Annotated in this window: 16 protein-coding genes; 8 read left to right on the forward strand and 8 right to left on the reverse strand. The window is 59.8% G+C overall.

The genetic code is table 11. The features are described from left to right. The first annotated feature begins 144 nt into the window (after nt 1-144). The gene (locus H8B14_RS07330; RefSeq protein WP_187314962.1) at nt 145-396 is read left to right on the forward strand and encodes an acyl-CoA-binding protein; all 252 of its coding nucleotides are present in this window, start codon (nt 145-147) and stop codon (nt 394-396) included. A 133-nt stretch (nt 397-529) separates the two neighbouring features. On the opposite strand, the gene H8B14_RS07335 is transcribed toward H8B14_RS07330, so the two are convergent. Then, a complete protein-coding gene (locus H8B14_RS07335; protein WP_187314963.1) occupies nt 530-814 on the reverse strand; it encodes a CDGSH iron-sulfur domain-containing protein in 285 nt (94 codons plus the stop codon). Between the two features lie 95 nt (nt 815-909). After that, entirely contained in the window at nt 910-1425 is a 516-nt protein-coding gene (locus H8B14_RS07340; protein WP_187314964.1) for a GNAT family N-acetyltransferase, read from the reverse strand. 143 nt (nt 1426-1568) lie between these two features. Here H8B14_RS07340 and H8B14_RS07345 point away from each other — a divergent pair, with 143 nt between their 5' ends. Continuing rightward, nucleotides 1569-2285 carry a hypothetical protein gene (locus tag H8B14_RS07345; RefSeq protein WP_187314965.1) on the forward strand — a complete coding sequence of 239 codons (717 nt, stop codon included), beginning with the start codon at nt 1569-1571 and terminating at the stop codon, nt 2283-2285. 86 nt (nt 2286-2371) lie between these two features. On the opposite strand, the gene H8B14_RS07350 is transcribed toward H8B14_RS07345, so the two are convergent. After that, nucleotides 2372-2767 carry a hypothetical protein gene (locus H8B14_RS07350; protein WP_187314966.1) on the reverse strand — a complete coding sequence of 132 codons (396 nt, stop codon included), beginning with the start codon at nt 2765-2767 and terminating at the stop codon, nt 2372-2374. A gap of 230 nt (nt 2768-2997) precedes the next feature. On the opposite strand from H8B14_RS07350, the gene H8B14_RS07355 reads away from it, so the two are divergent. Then, nucleotides 2998-3621: a deoxynucleoside kinase gene (locus tag H8B14_RS07355; protein ID WP_187314967.1), complete on the forward strand. Its 624-nt coding sequence runs from the start codon at nt 2998-3000 to the stop codon at nt 3619-3621. Between the two features lie 137 nt (nt 3622-3758). Here the strand turns inward: H8B14_RS07355 and H8B14_RS07360 are convergent, their stop codons facing one another. The 3 genes from H8B14_RS07360 to H8B14_RS07370 form a co-directional block, all read right to left on the reverse strand. Continuing rightward, the gene (locus H8B14_RS07360; RefSeq protein ID WP_187314968.1) at nt 3759-4427 is read right to left on the reverse strand and encodes a DUF2461 domain-containing protein; all 669 of its coding nucleotides are present in this window, start codon (nt 4425-4427) and stop codon (nt 3759-3761) included. An 80-nt stretch (nt 4428-4507) separates the two neighbouring features. Continuing rightward, the gene (locus H8B14_RS07365; protein WP_187314969.1) at nt 4508-5302 is read right to left on the reverse strand and encodes a DUF547 domain-containing protein; all 795 of its coding nucleotides are present in this window, start codon (nt 5300-5302) and stop codon (nt 4508-4510) included. Between the two features lie 309 nt (nt 5303-5611). Beyond that, the gene (locus H8B14_RS07370) at nt 5612-6436 is read right to left on the reverse strand and encodes an MOSC domain-containing protein (protein WP_187314970.1); all 825 of its coding nucleotides are present in this window, start codon (nt 6434-6436) and stop codon (nt 5612-5614) included. 218 nt (nt 6437-6654) lie between these two features. Here H8B14_RS07370 and H8B14_RS07375 point away from each other — a divergent pair, with 218 nt between their 5' ends. Then, nucleotides 6655-7311 carry a DUF3667 domain-containing protein gene (locus H8B14_RS07375; RefSeq protein WP_187314971.1) on the forward strand — a complete coding sequence of 219 codons (657 nt, stop codon included), beginning with the start codon at nt 6655-6657 and terminating at the stop codon, nt 7309-7311. 72 nt (nt 7312-7383) lie between these two features. Here the strand turns inward: H8B14_RS07375 and H8B14_RS07380 are convergent, their stop codons facing one another. After that, nucleotides 7384-8364 (reverse strand): YitT family protein, encoded by a 981-nt coding sequence (locus H8B14_RS07380; protein ID WP_187314972.1) that lies wholly within the window; start codon nt 8362-8364, stop codon nt 7384-7386. Nucleotides 8365-8513: 149 nt separating this feature from the next. On the opposite strand from H8B14_RS07380, the gene H8B14_RS07385 reads away from it, so the two are divergent. Beyond that, nucleotides 8514-8918: a DUF805 domain-containing protein gene (locus H8B14_RS07385; protein WP_187314973.1), complete on the forward strand. Its 405-nt coding sequence runs from the start codon at nt 8514-8516 to the stop codon at nt 8916-8918. A 106-nt stretch (nt 8919-9024) separates the two neighbouring features. Here the strand turns inward: H8B14_RS07385 and H8B14_RS07390 are convergent, their stop codons facing one another. Further along, nucleotides 9025-10665: a S8 family peptidase gene (locus tag H8B14_RS07390; RefSeq protein ID WP_187314974.1), complete on the reverse strand. Its 1641-nt coding sequence runs from the start codon at nt 10663-10665 to the stop codon at nt 9025-9027. A gap of 223 nt (nt 10666-10888) precedes the next feature. On the opposite strand from H8B14_RS07390, the gene H8B14_RS07395 reads away from it, so the two are divergent. From H8B14_RS07395 to H8B14_RS07400, 3 genes are all read left to right on the forward strand, one after another. Beyond that, nucleotides 10889-13504 (forward strand): PIG-L family deacetylase, encoded by a 2616-nt coding sequence (locus H8B14_RS07395; RefSeq protein ID WP_187314975.1) that lies wholly within the window; start codon nt 10889-10891, stop codon nt 13502-13504. A gap of 105 nt (nt 13505-13609) precedes the next feature. Next, the gene (locus tag H8B14_RS21045) at nt 13610-13741 is read left to right on the forward strand and encodes a hypothetical protein (RefSeq protein ID WP_261989931.1); all 132 of its coding nucleotides are present in this window, start codon (nt 13610-13612) and stop codon (nt 13739-13741) included. Beyond that, on the forward strand, nt 13738-15456 hold the full coding sequence (locus H8B14_RS07400) for a sodium:solute symporter family protein (RefSeq protein ID WP_187314976.1): 1719 nt from the start codon (nt 13738-13740) through the stop codon (nt 15454-15456). The genes H8B14_RS21045 and H8B14_RS07400 overlap by 4 nt, the downstream gene beginning before the upstream one ends. The last annotated feature ends 139 nt before the right edge of the window (nt 15457-15595 follow it).

Below are 15595 nucleotides of genomic sequence, written 5' to 3' on the forward strand. Positions count from 1 at the left end.
AAGGTGAGGCAGAGAGGGCAAGAAAGATACAGCAAGAAAAAACGCTGCATGCCGCCTATTTTTCCAGCAATCCGTATCTTTTGCCACTGGTTCCGGTTTGTCGGAACAGCCAACCCTCTATTTCACCCCTTCACTTTTCACCCTATGGCCACTCCCGAAGAATTTGAAGCCGCCGCGGCCCGCAGCAAAGAACTGCCCGCCAAGCCCGACAACATGACGCTGCTCAAGCTTTATGCGCTCTACAAGCAGGGCAGTGAAGGCGACATTTCCGGCGACCGTCCGGGCGGCTTCGATTTTAAAGCCATTGCCAAATACGATGCCTGGGCTGGTCTGCGCGGCAAAAGTCAGGACGAAGCCCGCCAGGAATATGTGGATTTCGTGACGTCCCTGTTTTAAGAAAGCGAGGGTAAGCCTGCGTAAAGCGCGAAGTTCCCCTTCGTGAGGCGTTAAAACAGAGTCGGCGGGAGTACCCGGTTAACTCAGTTGCAACGCTTCGCGAAGGGGAACTTCCTATTTCCCTGCTGCCAGCTTACGCCAGCGGCGCAGCACTAGCATCAGGCGCAGCGGGGGGCACTACGGGCGGCGTGGCAGCTTTAGGAGCCGGCAGGTCGAAGGCTACGGCCGCATGCTCGAAGTGGCCTTTGTGTGAGCCGTCGCAGAAGGGCTTCTGGCTGCTGAGGCCGCAGCGGCAGATGCTGATTCGCTCCCGGCCGGCCAGGCCGTAAGGCTGGCCCTGGGCATCTACGAGTTCGAAATCGGTGCCTTCCACGCGGAGGGAGCCATTGCTGAGGACGGTGAGTTTGGTGGTGGCCATAACTGAGGTGGTGAAATGATGAGCTGGTGTTTCAGGTACGCAAATTGGGTATAACGAACGTCAAACGCACTATCAAACTACCGGCACATTGCACCCTACAGCTCTTTCCGCATTACGTAGTCGTTCATCCAGTAAGGGCCGATGGCAATATCTTCTTCGCGGTGCCGCGCAAATCCAGCGTGCTCGTAGAAGGCCAGTGCGGGGTTGTGGCGGTTCACGTTCAGCTCCAGAATGTGGCCTCCCGCGGTTCGCACGGCTGTTTCTACGGCGTGTAGCAGCAGCTGCCCAAAGCCCTGGCCCTGGTGCGAAGGCAGGATGTAGATCTTGTTGAGGTGATAGGAGCCGGGCGTTTCCTTAGCCGAATAGGACGCAAAGCCGCCCGGCTGCTGGTCGGCGTCAAGCAACAGCAGAAACTGGTGGCCCTGCTCGGTCATCTGGCGCAGCAGCGAGGCCGGCGTGTAAATCACGCGGTACATGTAGTCAATCTGCTCTTTCGAGATGATGAAGCGGTAGGTGGGCTCCCAGGTGGCTTCGGCCAGCTCAACGATAGTGGAAATATCGGCCGTAGTGGCCGCCCGGATAGTAGCAGAAGCTGGTTCAACGCGTGACATAGGCCGCAAAAACGGCATTATTTCACGAAAAACCGAACCCAAAACGCCCGCTCACTCGTTTTTGGGCCAGAAGTTGCCTGTTGGGGCATACGGCAGCGCGGCCAGTCAGCGTTGCTGATTCTTCTCCCGTTTTCTCTAGGCTCATGAAACCATTTCCCTTTTTACTGGCAGCGGTGCTGCTGTCTGCATCGGCTGCAATGGCCCAGCAAACTTCCGCGCCTAAAGCGCCTGCCACAAAAGCACCGGCCACGAAAGCCCCTGCTACAAAAGCGCCGGCCAGCTCTACAACCCGCCCCACAACCAGCAGCACTGCCTCGGCGGTGGAGCGCGACCTACGCATTTTCTCTGATTGGGTGAGCGACAAAGTAACCCGCGTAGCCGACGATATTGCGCGCGAAACGCCCCGCATCACCGCGGAGTTTGACCGCCAGAGCAAGCGCATCGACAAAGCCGTAGATAGCCTCACGGTGGAAGGCAAGCGCGAATACGACATCCAGAAAAAGCGCTATGGCTCCTGGCAGGCCCGCCAGGATAGCCTTGACCGAGCGGCCCGCATACCCGAAAATGCGCAGCAGGCCCAGAATAAGCTGCTGGGTGAAAACGTAACCATCAGCCGGGCCCGCGCCACCGAGCTGCCGGACCTCTACAGCCGCTTTATTGAAGCCACCCGTACGCAGCGCCGCCAGTGGGCTGCTGCTGACTGGAGCAATGCTTCTGCCGTGCTCGACCGCCTGAACGCGCGCTACGAGCAGGTGCGTGAGCAACTGCCGCTGGAAGAGCGGGTCCGTATTCGGTCGTGGCAGGGCGAATTCCGTACGCTGGAAAAGGCGCGCGACGTGAAAGGTGTGATGGCCGAGTAGCTCTTGCCACCCCCTGATAACCGCAACCCCGATAGTGCGCTACAGCAGAGCATTGTCGGGGTTGCTGCTGTTGTAGCCTAGACTTACTATAACTGCTTTGTCAGCCATTCGTGAGCAGAGTCGGCGTCGTAGAAAAGCTTGATAGCTACGTGTGGGCGGATGCGGGTAAAGAAGGCCAGCGCGGCCAGCTGATTGTGCATGTCGGGCGCAAAAACGTAGGCAAAGGCCCGCATACCGTATTGCTGGGCCAGCGGCAGCCACTCATATTCCAGCCAGTCCATGGCTTCTGTCCAGTCGCCGGTAGCTACGCTTTTGTCGTTGAGCACCAGTGCCGGCCGGATCTGCTGCATGCCTTGTAAGCTGGCCCGGGCGCCTGCAATCACCGATTCGGCTGTGAGGTTGCCAAACCACTGGCCGCAAAGCAGCTGCTCGGGTGCGTAGTAGAGCTGGCGCAGCAAAGGGGCACCGTGTTCATCACGCAAAAAGCCTAACTCCTGCGTACCCGGAGGAAGTGCGTGTTCTGACTCGGGTGAGGGAAAATGGGAAGAGAAAGGCGCCAGCATAAAAGAGAGGGTAGGAAAGAAGTATTAATATAGTCATTATTAAATATAATATAGGTGCCTAAGCTCGTCTGCTTTTGACTTGCGGCGGGTTGTGTACTTTTGTGGTTCGGGCCGGGCCAAGGCGGCTGGCCGCCTTTTCTCTCAGACGTATGCACATTGCCATCGTCGGCAACATTGGGGCCGGCAAAACCACGTTAGCCAATAAGCTGGCCCATCATTTCAACTGGGAAGTATTTCTGGAGGATGTTGACCACAATCCGTATCTGAAGGATTTCTATGATGATATGCCGCGCTGGGCATTTCATCTGCAGGTGTATTTCCTTAACAGCCGCTTTCGCCAGACCCAACAGATCAAGCAGTTGCAGCAGGCCAGCAAAGGCGTGATTCAGGACCGCACTATTTATGAGGATGCCCACATCTTTGCGGCCAACCTGCACCAGTCCAGCCTGATGACTGAGCGTGACTACCGCAACTACCTGGGCCTCTTCGAGTCGATGGTGAGCATGGTGGATCCGCCGGACCTGCTGCTCTACCTGCGCGCCGACCTGCCCAAGCTGGTGCAGCAGATTGAGCGCCGCAACCGCGACTACGAAAACAATATCAAAATCGACTACCTCAAGCATCTCAACGAGCACTACGAGGAGTGGATCAGCAACTATAAGCACGGCAAGCTGCTCATCATCGACGTCAACAACCTCGACTATGTAAGCAAACCCGAAGACCTAAGCGGCATCATCGAAAGCATCAACAGTACGCTGTTCGGGCTGTTTTAGGGCTTAGGGCTTGGTGCCTAGTGCTTAGGAATGAACAAGCAGAAAATAGGAGGCCCCGCCGTAACCCGGAGGGGCCTTTCACATTTACCCTAATCCCTAATCCCTAATCCCTAATCCCTAATCCCTAATCCCTAATCCTAGCTTCTCATGGCTTCATTGAGGAAGCGTACGAAAGGCTGAGCCACGCGCCATGATTCCAGGACCTGGGCCGGAAAGTCAGGGCGCAGCACGTCGGTATCGGGAATGGCCCGCCACACGAAGAAGCGCTTCAGGCGCAGCCACTCAATGTCGGGGTCCAGCTTGTCGTAGCCCTTGGGAGCTGTTTTGAGGGCGTCGCTGGGGTCGAGGCCTGCGGGAAAATGGCGCTGGAAGTCGGGATTCTGGAGCAGGGTACGGAACGCTGGCCCGTTGTAGTGGATTTCCTGCCGGATGCAGGCCAGTTGTGCCGGCTCAGGCTCCCAGCGGCCGGCTCCCACATACGACTCGCCGCCTGGCTCCAGCACCACGTAGTAGCCGGCCCAGGGGCTGTGGCGGCCGCCAGGCTTGAGGCCCGCACTCATATGGCGCTTGTAGGTTTCAGGGTCGCGCTGCGAACGGTCGTTTTTGTGCAGGCGGTACATCACATCGGCCGGGGTAAGGCCGCGGATGGTGGGCTCAAACTGCTGCAGGCCGTCGAGCAGCTCGCGGAGCAGGATTATGAATTCGCTGCGCGCCTGCTGGTAGTCGGCCCGGTGCTCATCCATCCAGGCTTTGTGGTTGTGGGCGGCCAATTCGCGCAGAAACGCCAGCACCAGTGCTCGGTCCATGAGGCAGGAGTTACATGAAAAGGAAACCCTGATACGACGAACCAGCCTTTCAGATGCACCTAGGCTTCTGGCAGACTATATTATTTGTGCAAGGCCTGCGTCGCCGGTAGCGGCTGCTGGTCGTTGAGCGTCCAGCTAAAGGGCAGAAAATCAGGAGTAGCGGCGGCGGCCACAGGTGCTGTAGCGTAGCGGTTGATGAATTCCAGCAGCTGGGTTCGGCTCCCAAACTCGGTGGCGTAGAAGTTGAACAGGCTGGACAGCTGTGGCTGGGCGCCGGTTAATACGTTGCGGGCCGGGTCGTTGATGAAGCGTTTGGTTTGCCGCTCCAGCTGCTGCGCTAGTTGCTCGCCATTGTACGCCTCGGGCAGCAGCTGAGGTCCTGAAACAGCGCCCTGCACCAACGCAAAGTGCAAACGTGGGTCCTGGAAGCGTGCGGTCAGCTTTTCACGCTCAATCTGGTTGAGCGAATACTCTTTGTCGCCGACCTGCACGCAGGGCGCTTCCCACAGGGAGTGAATCCGGCCTTTCGGATGAATATCGTTGATGTTGCTGACGGGGTAATATTGCAGCACCATATACACTATGGCGGCATTGTAGATGTTGATCCAGTAGGCTTCCTGCTCAGCGGCCGACCAGCCAGCTGCTTCCGGCGACACTTTGCGCTGGGCCATCAGATAATCGAGGAGCTTGTCTTCCTCCTCAAGCATGCCTTGGTAGTTCACGAGCCCATCAGGCGCTACGTATTGGTGCAACAGTTCATCCCAGGCAGAGTGCAACTGGGTGCTGGAGGATGTTTGGGCCGCGCCGATCCGGGGCAGGCTGCCCGCCAGAAACAGGAGCAGAACGATAGCCCGGCCGAGAAGCACGCGCGTCATAGGAAAGCAGTAAGGAGAAAACAACAGGTGTGCAGCCCGCAGGCCAGCCAGCATGTTGCCAGGCTGGGTAAGAGGTAGTATAGAGGAGCGGCGTAAAGAGGAATACCTGAAGCAGATGCAGTTAGAAAACAAGTCGGCCCGACCTGCTGTCTGCGCAGAAAGCAACATAGTATCCGGCAAATATACCTATTTCAAGGATATGTACAACCTAGGCAAGATTGCAACGTGCGAGCAGCGCACGATTCACCATTTATGCCTACCTGGCGCAGCAGAGGTAGAAAATAAAGCAATTAAGTGTAGCGGTAAAGCTTACTTCAGGCTGAGCACCTGCAGGGCGTCGCCCAGGCGGAGCTGGCCGCGGCCCGGTCCGGTCACGTTTTGCCCAAACATCACCTTGCTGCCCTGCGTGCGGAAGGTGGCCAAAGTGCGCAGTGGCTCCCCCGCAGTATTCTTTTGCGCCGACTGCTGGTCGATGGTGGTAAGCACGCACCGGCCGCAGGCGCGCACGGCCCGGAAAGGCACGTCACCCACCTGAAACTCCGCCCAGCTATCTTCTTCAAACGGTAGGCCGCCACTGAACACGAGGTTGGGCCGAAACCGGTCCATGGGTACGGGTTCGGCGAGGCGGTTATTGAGGTCATCGAGGGCACTCTGGCCAATAAGCAGTAATGGGTAGCCGTCGGCAAAGCTCACCAACTGGCCATCCGGATTGAATTCCGGCTCTACGTCGCGCCGCACCATATCCGACATATACACCAGCTTACAGGGGCGGCCCAGCGCCTCGCACAGCCATTCATCGGCCTCGCGGGTACCGCGCCAGGCAAACACCATATCGTCCCAGATGGTGACGAACAGGGTGCGCTCAGGAGTAGCCACGAAAGGCACGTACAACGGTAGCAGATCGGGCCGTTGGGCATGCGTGAGCAGAAAGCCATTGTAGGCCGAACTCACCCGCAGCAGCGCCATGTCGGGCGTCTGACGTTGGGTCATGAACTGGTTGCGTTCATCTACCAGCAGCCAGCGCCGGTCGTGGCGCAGGCCCCGGGGCTCAACGTGCGCCTCGGTGAGGCGGATGCCGCCCAGCGACTTAACCGGATAGATATAGAGGTCTTGCAGAGTGAAAGTAGCGGCCATGCCGCGAAGGTAATAGCCGGCACCCACCATTTGCAGTATTAAAAAAGTCTGTTATTTGCGATGTGCCTCCTCATCTTCCCTGCCATGTCTGTTGCTGCCGCCCCCGAAGGAGCCTGTTTGAACTGCGGGCATCCGCTGCCGCCCGGCACCTACTGCCCGCACTGCGGGCAGTAGGTGCCGGGCGGCAGCGGCTTACGCTCGGGCACGTTGCCCACGAGGTGCTGCACGTCTTCACGCACACCGACACGAGCATCATCGGGTATGCGCCGCAGATAGTGCTGCAACCCGGCCGCGTAGTGGCTGACTACTTGGCCGGCCGGCGCAAGCGCTACTTCAATCCGTTTCAGTTTCTGCTGCTTGTGGTAGGTCTGGCCGCCGCTGCTGCCCTGCTGCTGCATTATTATGAGGACACGGGTGCCGAAATCCAGCAGCGCTACGCCAGCCGCATACCCGCGGCGTATGTGGCCCGCATGGGGGAGTACTTTCACTATGTGGGCAAGTACTACAACCTGTGGTGGCTGCTGCTTATGCTGCCGACCTATGCCCTGATAACGTGGTTGGTGTACCGGCGCCAGGGCCTTAACTATGCCGAGTCATTTTTTGTGCACGTTGTAGTGGGGTCGGTATTTCATTTGCTGGTGGCCTGCGTGATGCTGGTGCTGTGGGCCCTGCACATTCGGGCGGTGGCCAGCAGCAACATTGCCAGCAGTATGCAGGTAGGTACCATCACGCTCTACCTTATCCTGATCGGCCGGCAGGCTTTTCAACTCACGTGGGCCGGAGCCATCTGGCGCGCCTTGCTGGTGGTAGCAATTGGGGCCGCGGCCAGTGTGGGCTACAATTACGTGGCTTTTCAGTGGTACGTGTTCCGGTAGCTTATACCCCCAAAAGGCTGGGTTGGAAAAAACAGCCAGCACTTGCTGGGCTACTTCTCGGGGCAATAGGGCCTAATGCAAGGGACGCTTCTTGATCATGCCGCCCTTGGTGTCTTTCACGCTGTGCATCACAATGAAGGCCTGCCGGTCAATCTGGTCGACTTCGCCTTTAAGGCGCGACAGTTCCAGACGCGTAACAACGGTAAATACGATTTCGACGGGGTTGGGCTGGTCGCCGTGGGTGCCATAGCCGCGCTTGCCCAAGTACACGGTGGCACCACGGCCCAGCTTTTCGGTGATCATGCGCCGGATAGCATCGGAGCGGCCCGAAATGATGGTGACGCCGGTGTACTCCTCGATGCCATCAATCAGGAAGTCAATGGTTTTGGCCGCCGAGAGGTACGCCAGAATGGAATACAGCGCCGTTTCGATGGACAGCACCCAGGCGGCCACGGCAAAAATAGCAATGTTAAACAGCAGAATAATGTCGCCGACAGTGAGGCTGGTTTTCTTGCTCAGAAACACAGCCAGGATTTCGGTACCGTCGAGCACACCACCGCCGCGCATGGCCAGCCCAATGCCCGCCCCAAGGAAAAATCCCCCAAAAACGGAAATCAGCAGCTTATCCTGGGTCAGAGTGGGAAACGACACGACCAGCAGTACCGCCGCCAACGCCAGAATAGCGCACAGTGATTTAAGCGCCAGCGTGCGGCCCATCTGGAAGTAGGCCATGGCAATAAACGGCGCGTTGATAATGACAATCAGCAACGAGAGCGGCAGGCCAGTAAGCTGGCGTACCAGCAGCGAAATGCCGGTTACGCCTCCATCGATAAAGTCATTGGGAAGCAAAAAAGCCTTGAGCCCGAATGCGGCCGACAGCACCCCCAGCGCCAGATACAGAGCACTGAACAGGTGGTGCCGAAACCAGCGGCGGGTTGCGGCCGCCGTGCGGTGCGGCCGGCGTTTGAGGCGGCGCCTGGGCCCACTCGGTGGCGCGCCGGTAGGGGTTTTGTTGCGCAGCTTGTCGAGGAAAATCAGTTGAGGTATAAGCATACGGACGCTGGTAGAACTCCTCGGTAGTACGCCGGCTATGGCTGAATGTTGAGAATCTGCCGGAATTGGACAGAGTTGGCCTGGATTTTGGAAACCGCCGCTCCGGTGCTACCAGGAGTAGCGGTACAATTCGTCAACCCGTAATTAGTATGAAACAATACGAATTCTTGCAAGGGCGTTTGGGCCGTTCCGATTATGCGTTGCGGCTGGCGCTGGCCCTGGTGCCGTTGCTGCCGGTATTCTTTCTGCCAGCGCCACAGACTTGGTATCAGGTGCTGCTGGCAGGGCTGGTGCTGGCAGCCAGCACCGCTTTAGCCGCACTGTTTTCGGTGCGCCGCCTTCACGATATGTACCTGAGTGGCTGGTACGCGCTGGTGCTGCTGGTGCCACTGCTGAATCTGCTGGCCTACCTGCTGCTGGTTGTGCGGCCCGGCACGCGCGGCCCCAACCCCTGGGGTCTGGCCCCCGGTGCTCAGCAGTTGGCGTTGGTGCCGGTAACGCGCCACCCAGAGCAACCAGCAGCCAGGCACTGGCTGGCCAATCCGGCAGAATAGCCGCGTAGCCTCCTTCCGGCAATAGCCATAAAGCCGCGTAGCGGCGACAGATCGGGGATTCTCCTGAACCTGTCACCGCTACGCGGCTTTATGGCTTCGGGCAGCGCTATTTCGTGGCTTCCGCGTCGGCGAGCTGCACGGCGCGGTAGAGGTTTACAAGGCCGCCGGTAGCCGATAACTCGGCAAAGTCCACTTGCTTGGTGGTGCCGGGTCTGAGCACTTTGGTGTGGTACATCACCGCCGATTGCAGGATGATACGCTTCAGGTCCGTAGCCGTGAGGGTGGGGAAGTACGACTTCAGCACGGCTGCCATGCCCGATACCACCGGTGAGGCCATGCTGGTGCCGCTTTTGTTGCCGTATTGCTGGCCGGGCAGTGTGGAGTAGATCTGGTTGCCGGGCGCAAATACGTCCACGTTTTTGCGCCCGTAGTTGGAGAAGTCTGCCACCAGGTGCTGGTCGTTGGTGCGGGCACTGGCACCCACCGTAATCATGTTCGGCACGGGCTGGCCATCAGGGTACACCGGCGACGGAAACTCCACATTCACGTCGATATCGTCGTTTTCGTTGCCAGCCGAGTGAACCAGCAGCACCCCTTTGGTGGCGGCGTAGCGCATAGCTGCATCCACGGCCTCGCGCTGCGGCGAGTAGTACTTGCCAAAGCTCATGTTGATGATGCTGGCCCCGTTATCCACGGCGTAGCGGATGGCGTTGGCAATGTCCTTGTCCCGCTCGTCGCCGTTGGGCACGGCCCGCACGGCCATCAGGCGCACGTTGTCGGCAATGCCGAGGATGCCCAGCATATTGGTGCGGTCGGCCCCGATGATGCCGGCTACGTGGGTGCCGTGCATGGGGTCGGGGCCGTGGTTGTCGCGGTTGCCGTAGCGGCGGTCCTGGGTATCGGTGGGGTTGTCGCCGATGATGGCTGCGCGCGGGTTGTAGGCGGGGTTGAGGCTGAACTCCAGCTGGCTGCGGCTATCATCGAGGCCTTCTTTCATATCAGCCAGCACCGTTTCCAGGTCGGCGTAGCCGGCAGCGCGCAGGTTGGCATAGAGGCCAAGGGCGGCGCGGTAGAGGTTGGGGTCGGTGGGAGTTGCGGCGCGCAAACCAGCCGTGTCCAGTCGCGCCAGGCCCAGGGCTTCGCGCAGATTGTCGGCGCCCTTTTTGTTGACCGTGTACGCCTGATCCAGGGATGCAACCCGCTCTTTGTTTTCGGCTACCTTTTCGGCCTGGCTTTTCTTGACTTTCTGGTACAGGTCGTACTCGGCGCGCTTGGCGGCGGGCACCACGGTGCGGGCTTTGCCCTCATACAGCGGCCGGAGCCGGGCTACAAGGCGGGTGTCCTCGTAGGTTTCCACGTCCACGTTGCGGCCGTCGGCGCCACCCAGGAAGTTCCAGCCGTGCACATCGTCTACGTAGCCGTTCTGGTCGTCATCGAGGCCATTGCTGGCAATTTCGCGGGGGTTGGTCCAGAGCAGGCGCCGCAGGTCGGCGTGGGCCGTGTCGATGCCGGCATCAATGATGGCCACCACTACCGGCGTGGAGGGCCGGTTTTTGAGCAGTTCATCGTAGGTTTTACGCACGCTCACGCCCATCACGCCGTCGGCGACGGGGTCGAGTAGGTACCACTGCTGCGGCGGCACGGCGGGTTGTGGGGCAACGGAAACAGCATTCTGCGCCGTGCCCAGCAGGGGCAGCAGCAGGGCCACGCCCAGCAGGCGCAGGCGGGAAGGAACAGAAAAAAGCATCAGCAGATATCAAACGGATAAGGAAACGGCCTATACGCAGCCCCGCCCACGGCGGACGTTGCGTGCTAAACCCCGCTGCCATAGACCCGGTTCCGCCCGGCCCGGACGCATGTCCATTCCGGTCCGACGGCAGCCGTCTGACCGGGAAAGACCCGCTTCCCCGCTTTCCTGAACAGGGTCGGCGGCTCTGGGTTATCTTCACGCCCTCAAGCTGCTTCCCTCTATGCGTACTCGCCTGTTCCGCGCCGCCCTGTCGGCATTACTCATTGCTAATTTTTCATTACTAATTGGCGAAGCCCAGGCCCAGGCTCCCAAAACCTGGTCGTCGTCGGAGATTCTGCTGGGGCTGAAGAAGCTGAACGTGCTGGGCTCGGCCCTGTACGTGGCTGCCCACCCCGACGACGAAAATACCCGCCTGATTGCCTACCTCGCCAACGGCCGCCTCGTGGAAACCGGCTACCTGAGCTGCACCCGTGGCGATGGGGGCCAGAACCTCATCGGGCCGGAGCTGCGCGAGGGGCTGGGCGTCATCCGGACGCAGGAGCTGCTGGCGGCCCGCCGCATCGATGGGGGCCGGCAGTTCTTCACCCGCGCCAACGACTTCGGCTTCTCGAAAACGCCCGAGGAAACCTTCACCATCTGGGACAAGGAGCAGGTGCTGGCCGATATGGTCTGGGTGATCCGCCAGCGCCGGCCCGACGTCATGATTACCCGCTTCCCGCCCGATGCCCGCGCCGGACACGGCCACCACACGGCCTCGGCTATGCTGGCCATTGAGGCCTTCTCGGCCGCCGCCGACCCCAAGCGTTTCCCCGAGCAGCTCCAATATGTGCAGCCCTGGCAGGCAAAGCGGCTGCTCTGGAACACCGGTTCCTTCTTCGTGAAAGCCGGTGAGGACATGAGCCAGTACCTGAAGCTGGATGCCGGCGGCTACAACCCGCTGCTGGGGCAGAGCTACGGCGAAATTGCCGCCCGCAGCCGCTCCCAGCACCGCAGCCAGGGCTTCGGCAGTAGCGCCCAGCGCGGCGAGGCCCCGGAGTATTTCCAGCTGCTGAAGGGCGACAAGGCCACCACCGACCTGTTCGAGGGTGTGGATATGACTTGGAACCGGGTGCCCGGTGGCGCGGCCGTAGGCAAGCTGGTGGATGAGGTAATTCGGAAGTACGACCCGGCTAATCCGTCGGCGAGTGTGGCAGGACTGCTGAAGGTGCGGGAGGCGTTAGATAAGTTTCAGCTTGCTGCGGTAGTCAAAGAAGGAACGGTAAAAGGTGTTGCCAATTTTTGGTACGATGAAAGGCTGGTGCAGATTGAGAAGCTAATTCAAGCCTGTCTGGGGCTGTATATAGAAGCCGTTGCAATTAGCCCAACGGTCACAAAAGAGGATTTAGTGTTGGGTAGAAAGGCAGTCCGTTCTCTGGTGTTGTATGAGATAGTAAATCGTTCAGCTACACCTGTGCAACTGCTCGACGAAGTGGCTTATGTCTATTCACCAGAGTTGGATAAAGTATTTTCTCGGGGTGGTATGAGCGGTATGCATAGTACCAATCCGCATCGTATAGATCTTATGCCAGGTAAAAGACGACAGGATACTCTCTTTATCAAGGAAGATTCGAGGGGCTCGGTCGGAAACTCACAACCCTATTGGTTGCAGAAAAATGGCTCTGTTGGAATGTACACCGTTGAGGATTTACTCAGCCGTGGAAAAGATGAGAATGAGCCTGCAGCTAAGGCGCGTTTTGTCTTTGATATTCCAGGGCATCGAATAATGCTCACCGTCCCCGTCCAATACAAAAGCACCGACCCAGTGGAAGGGGAGAAGTACCGCCCGCTGACGGTGGTGCCGCCGGTGATGGTGAACGTGGGCGGCCACGCCTACGTGTTTGCCGATAACCAGCCCAAAACCATTCCCGTGACGCTGCGCGCCGGCAAAGCGGGCGTGAAGGGCAACCTGACCCTGAATCTGCCGAAAGGCTGGACGGCCGAGCCCGCCAGTATTCCGTTCGAGCTGGCCGCCAAAGATGCCGAGCAGACTGTGCAGTTCCGGGTGCAGCCCGGCGCGGGCGCGGCGGAAGGTAAATCGGAGCTGCGGGCCGTGGCTACCGTGGAGGGGCAGGCGTACGCGCGCGGCTACCAGACCATAGCGTATACCCACATTCCCACCCAAACGCTGTTCCCGGAAGCCGTGGCCCCGCTGGTGAAGCTGGATCTGCGGCGCAAGGGCCAGGAAATCGGCTACCTGATGGGGGCCGGCGACGAGGTGCCCGACGCCCTGCGCCAGATCGGCTACACCGTCACCCTGCTCAAGCCCGAAGACCTCACCGAGCAGAATCTGCGCCGCTACGACGCCGTGGTGCTGGGCGTGCGCGCCTACAACACCGTGGACCGGTTAAAAGCCCTGCAACCCACGCTGCTCAGGTACGTGGAGCAGGGCGGCAACTTAGTGGTGCAGTACAACACCAGCCGCAGCACTGTGCTGCCCCAGGTCGGCCCGTACCCGCTCACGCTCTCCAACGACCGGGTGACGGTGGAAAATGCTCCCGTCACCTTCCTCAATCCCACGCAGCCGCTGCTCAACACGCCCAACAAAATCACGAGCAAGGATTTTGAAGGCTGGGTGCAGGAGCAGGGCCTCTACTACCCCAGCCAGTGGGACCCAAAATACAAGACTGTATTCAGCAGTCAGGACCCCGGCGAGAAAGCCAAGGAAAGCGCCATTCTCGTCGCCGACTATGGCAAAGGCCACTACATCTACACCGGCCTCAGCTTGTTCCGGGAGTTGCCCGCCGGCGTACCCGGCGCCTACCGACTGCTGACCAATATGGTGTCGTTGGGCAAGTAGGGCAGACGTATCAGCCCGACGGTGGTAGCCGTCCAGCTGATACGTTTGGGGACATTGCGCCTTTTGTGGCTGGTGTTGCAATGCTTTACTTTACCTTCGTTTTCTATGTCTGCTACCCCTGAATCTGAAAAGCCCCCGCTGCTGCCGTCGTGGCGGGCCTGGTACTGGTTGGTGCTGGGCGCGCTGGTGGCGGAAGTGGCGTTTTTTACTTACCTCACCCGCGCTTTCGCTGCATGAGTACCTTCGACTGGCTGGTGCTCAGCAGCACGCTGTTGTTTATTGTCGGCTACGGGGCGTGGCGCACGCGCGGCGCCGGCGCCTCCCTGGATTCCTACCTGCTCGGCGACCGGGACGCTTCCTGGTGGGGGGTGGGCCTCAGCATCATTGCCACCCAGGCTTCGGCCATTACCTTCCTCAGTACGCCCGGCCAGGCCTACGACGACGGTATGCGCTTCATTCAGTTCTACTTTGGCCTGCCCCTGGCCATGGTGCTGATTGCGCTGTTTGCGGTGCCCATCTACCACCGCCTGAAAGTTTTTACGGCCTACGAATACCTGGAAGGTCGGTTTGATAGACGCACGCGCACCCTGGCGGCGTCGCTGTTTCTGGTGCAGCGCGGCCTGAGCAATGGCCTCTCGCTGTATGCGCCGGCGCTGGTGCTGTCGGCCATTCTGGGCTGGAACATTATGCTGACGGTGTGGCTGCTCGGCGGCATCATGATTGCCTACACCGTGGCCGGCGGCACCCGCGCCGTAATGGTGACGCAACAAGGCCAGGTGGCCGTGATTTTCACGGGCATGGTGGTGGCCGGCTACCTGCTGGTTCATTATCTGCCCGCCGAAGTAGGCTTCAAGGAAGCGCTGCAGGTGGCCGGCCACCAAGGCAAGCTCAACCTCGTCGACTTCACCTTCGACCCCACGGACCGCTACAACTTCTGGTCGGGCATGACGGGTGGCCTGTTTCTGGCGCTGTCGTATTTCGGCACCGACCAAAGCCAGGTGCAGCGCTACCTGGCTGGCCGCAGCGTAACGGAAAGCCGCCTGGGCTTGCTCATGAACGGCCTCGTGAAAGTGCCTATGCAGTTTGCTATTCTGCTGGTGGGCGTGCTGCTGTTTGTGTTCTACCAGTTCAGCCCGCCGCCGCTTACGTTCAATGGCCCCGTGCGCAATCAGGTGGCACGCTCGGCCACGTATGGCCCGCAGCTGCGCGAGCTGGAGCAAACGCATGCCACGCTGTTTCTGGCGCGCCGCCAGGCCACTACCCAGCTGGTAGAGGCCCTGCACGCCGAAGACCCCGCCCAGCTGGCCGCCGCCGAAACCCACTTGCAGGCTACCACCGCCGCCACCCGCGGCCTGCGCGACCGGGCTCAGGCCCTCATCAAGAAAGCCGTACCCTCGGCCGAAGCCAAAGACACCGACTACGTGTTTCTGACCTTCGTGCTCAACAATATGCCACAGGGCCTAGTAGGGCTGCTGATTGCGGTGGTCCTGTCGGCGGCTATGGGCTCGGCGGCGGCCGGCCTCAACGCCCTGGCTTCCACCACCGTCATCGACCTGTACCGGCCCAGCCGCCCGCTGGCCAGCGAAGCCCACAATGTGCAGGCCTCGCGCTGGGCGGCCATCGGCTGGGGTGTGCTCGGCATCGGTTTTGCCACCTTCGCCGCCCGCCTCGAAAACCTGATCCAGGCCGTAAACATCCTCGGCTCACTGTTCTACGGCACCATTCTGGGGATTTTCATGGTGGCCTTTTTCCTGAAGCGCGTGGGCGGCACGGCGGTATTCTGGTCGGCCATTGTAGCCCAAACGGTGGTGCTGCTGCTGTTCTGGAAGACCGATATCGGCTACCTGTGGTTCAACATCATCGGCAGTCTGCTGGTGGTAGGGCTGAGCTTGTTGCTGTCGGTAGTGCGGCCGCAGCCTCAAGATTTGCCTCACGAGGGTATTACTCCTTAGTCCCCTCTTCTGGGGGAGAGTGGGACTAGCTATAAAGATTTCACAACAAAAAAGCCCGCCGGAGTGTCCGGCGGGCTTTTCTTTTTTCATAGCAAACGGCTAAGCCACTCTAAAAAACTAGTAGCTAGCTCCCCCTCTC

The sequence above is a fragment of the Hymenobacter puniceus genome (assembly GCF_014333525.1).
Lineage (GTDB): Bacteria > Bacteroidota > Bacteroidia > Cytophagales > Hymenobacteraceae > Hymenobacter.

Excerpts from the sequence above, each read along its gene's own strand:
- H8B14_RS07330 (WP_187314962.1), top strand. The coding sequence starts at position 145 with ATGGCCACTCCCGAAGAATTTGAAGCCGCCGCGGCCCGCAGCAAAGAA.
- H8B14_RS07335 (WP_187314963.1), bottom strand. The coding sequence starts at position 814 with ATGGCCACCACCAAACTCACCGTCCTCAGCAATGGCTCCCTCCGCGTG.
- H8B14_RS07340 (WP_187314964.1), bottom strand. The coding sequence starts at position 1,425 with ATGTCACGCGTTGAACCAGCTTCTGCTACTATCCGGGCGGCCACTACG.
- H8B14_RS07345 (WP_187314965.1), top strand. The coding sequence starts at position 1,569 with ATGAAACCATTTCCCTTTTTACTGGCAGCGGTGCTGCTGTCTGCATCG.
- H8B14_RS07355 (WP_187314967.1), top strand. The coding sequence starts at position 2,998 with ATGCACATTGCCATCGTCGGCAACATTGGGGCCGGCAAAACCACGTTA.
- H8B14_RS07360 (WP_187314968.1), bottom strand. The coding sequence starts at position 4,427 with ATGGACCGAGCACTGGTGCTGGCGTTTCTGCGCGAATTGGCCGCCCAC.
- H8B14_RS07365 (WP_187314969.1), bottom strand. The coding sequence starts at position 5,302 with ATGACGCGCGTGCTTCTCGGCCGGGCTATCGTTCTGCTCCTGTTTCTG.
- H8B14_RS07370 (WP_187314970.1), bottom strand. The coding sequence starts at position 6,436 with ATGGCCGCTACTTTCACTCTGCAAGACCTCTATATCTATCCGGTTAAG.
- H8B14_RS07380 (WP_187314972.1), bottom strand. The coding sequence starts at position 8,364 with ATGCTTATACCTCAACTGATTTTCCTCGACAAGCTGCGCAACAAAACC.
- H8B14_RS07385 (WP_187314973.1), top strand. The coding sequence starts at position 8,514 with ATGAAACAATACGAATTCTTGCAAGGGCGTTTGGGCCGTTCCGATTAT.
- H8B14_RS07390 (WP_187314974.1), bottom strand. The coding sequence starts at position 10,665 with ATGCTTTTTTCTGTTCCTTCCCGCCTGCGCCTGCTGGGCGTGGCCCTG.
- H8B14_RS07395 (WP_187314975.1), top strand. The coding sequence starts at position 10,889 with ATGCGTACTCGCCTGTTCCGCGCCGCCCTGTCGGCATTACTCATTGCT.
- H8B14_RS21045 (WP_261989931.1), top strand. The coding sequence starts at position 13,610 with ATGTCTGCTACCCCTGAATCTGAAAAGCCCCCGCTGCTGCCGTCGTGG.
- H8B14_RS07400 (WP_187314976.1), top strand. The coding sequence starts at position 13,738 with ATGAGTACCTTCGACTGGCTGGTGCTCAGCAGCACGCTGTTGTTTATT.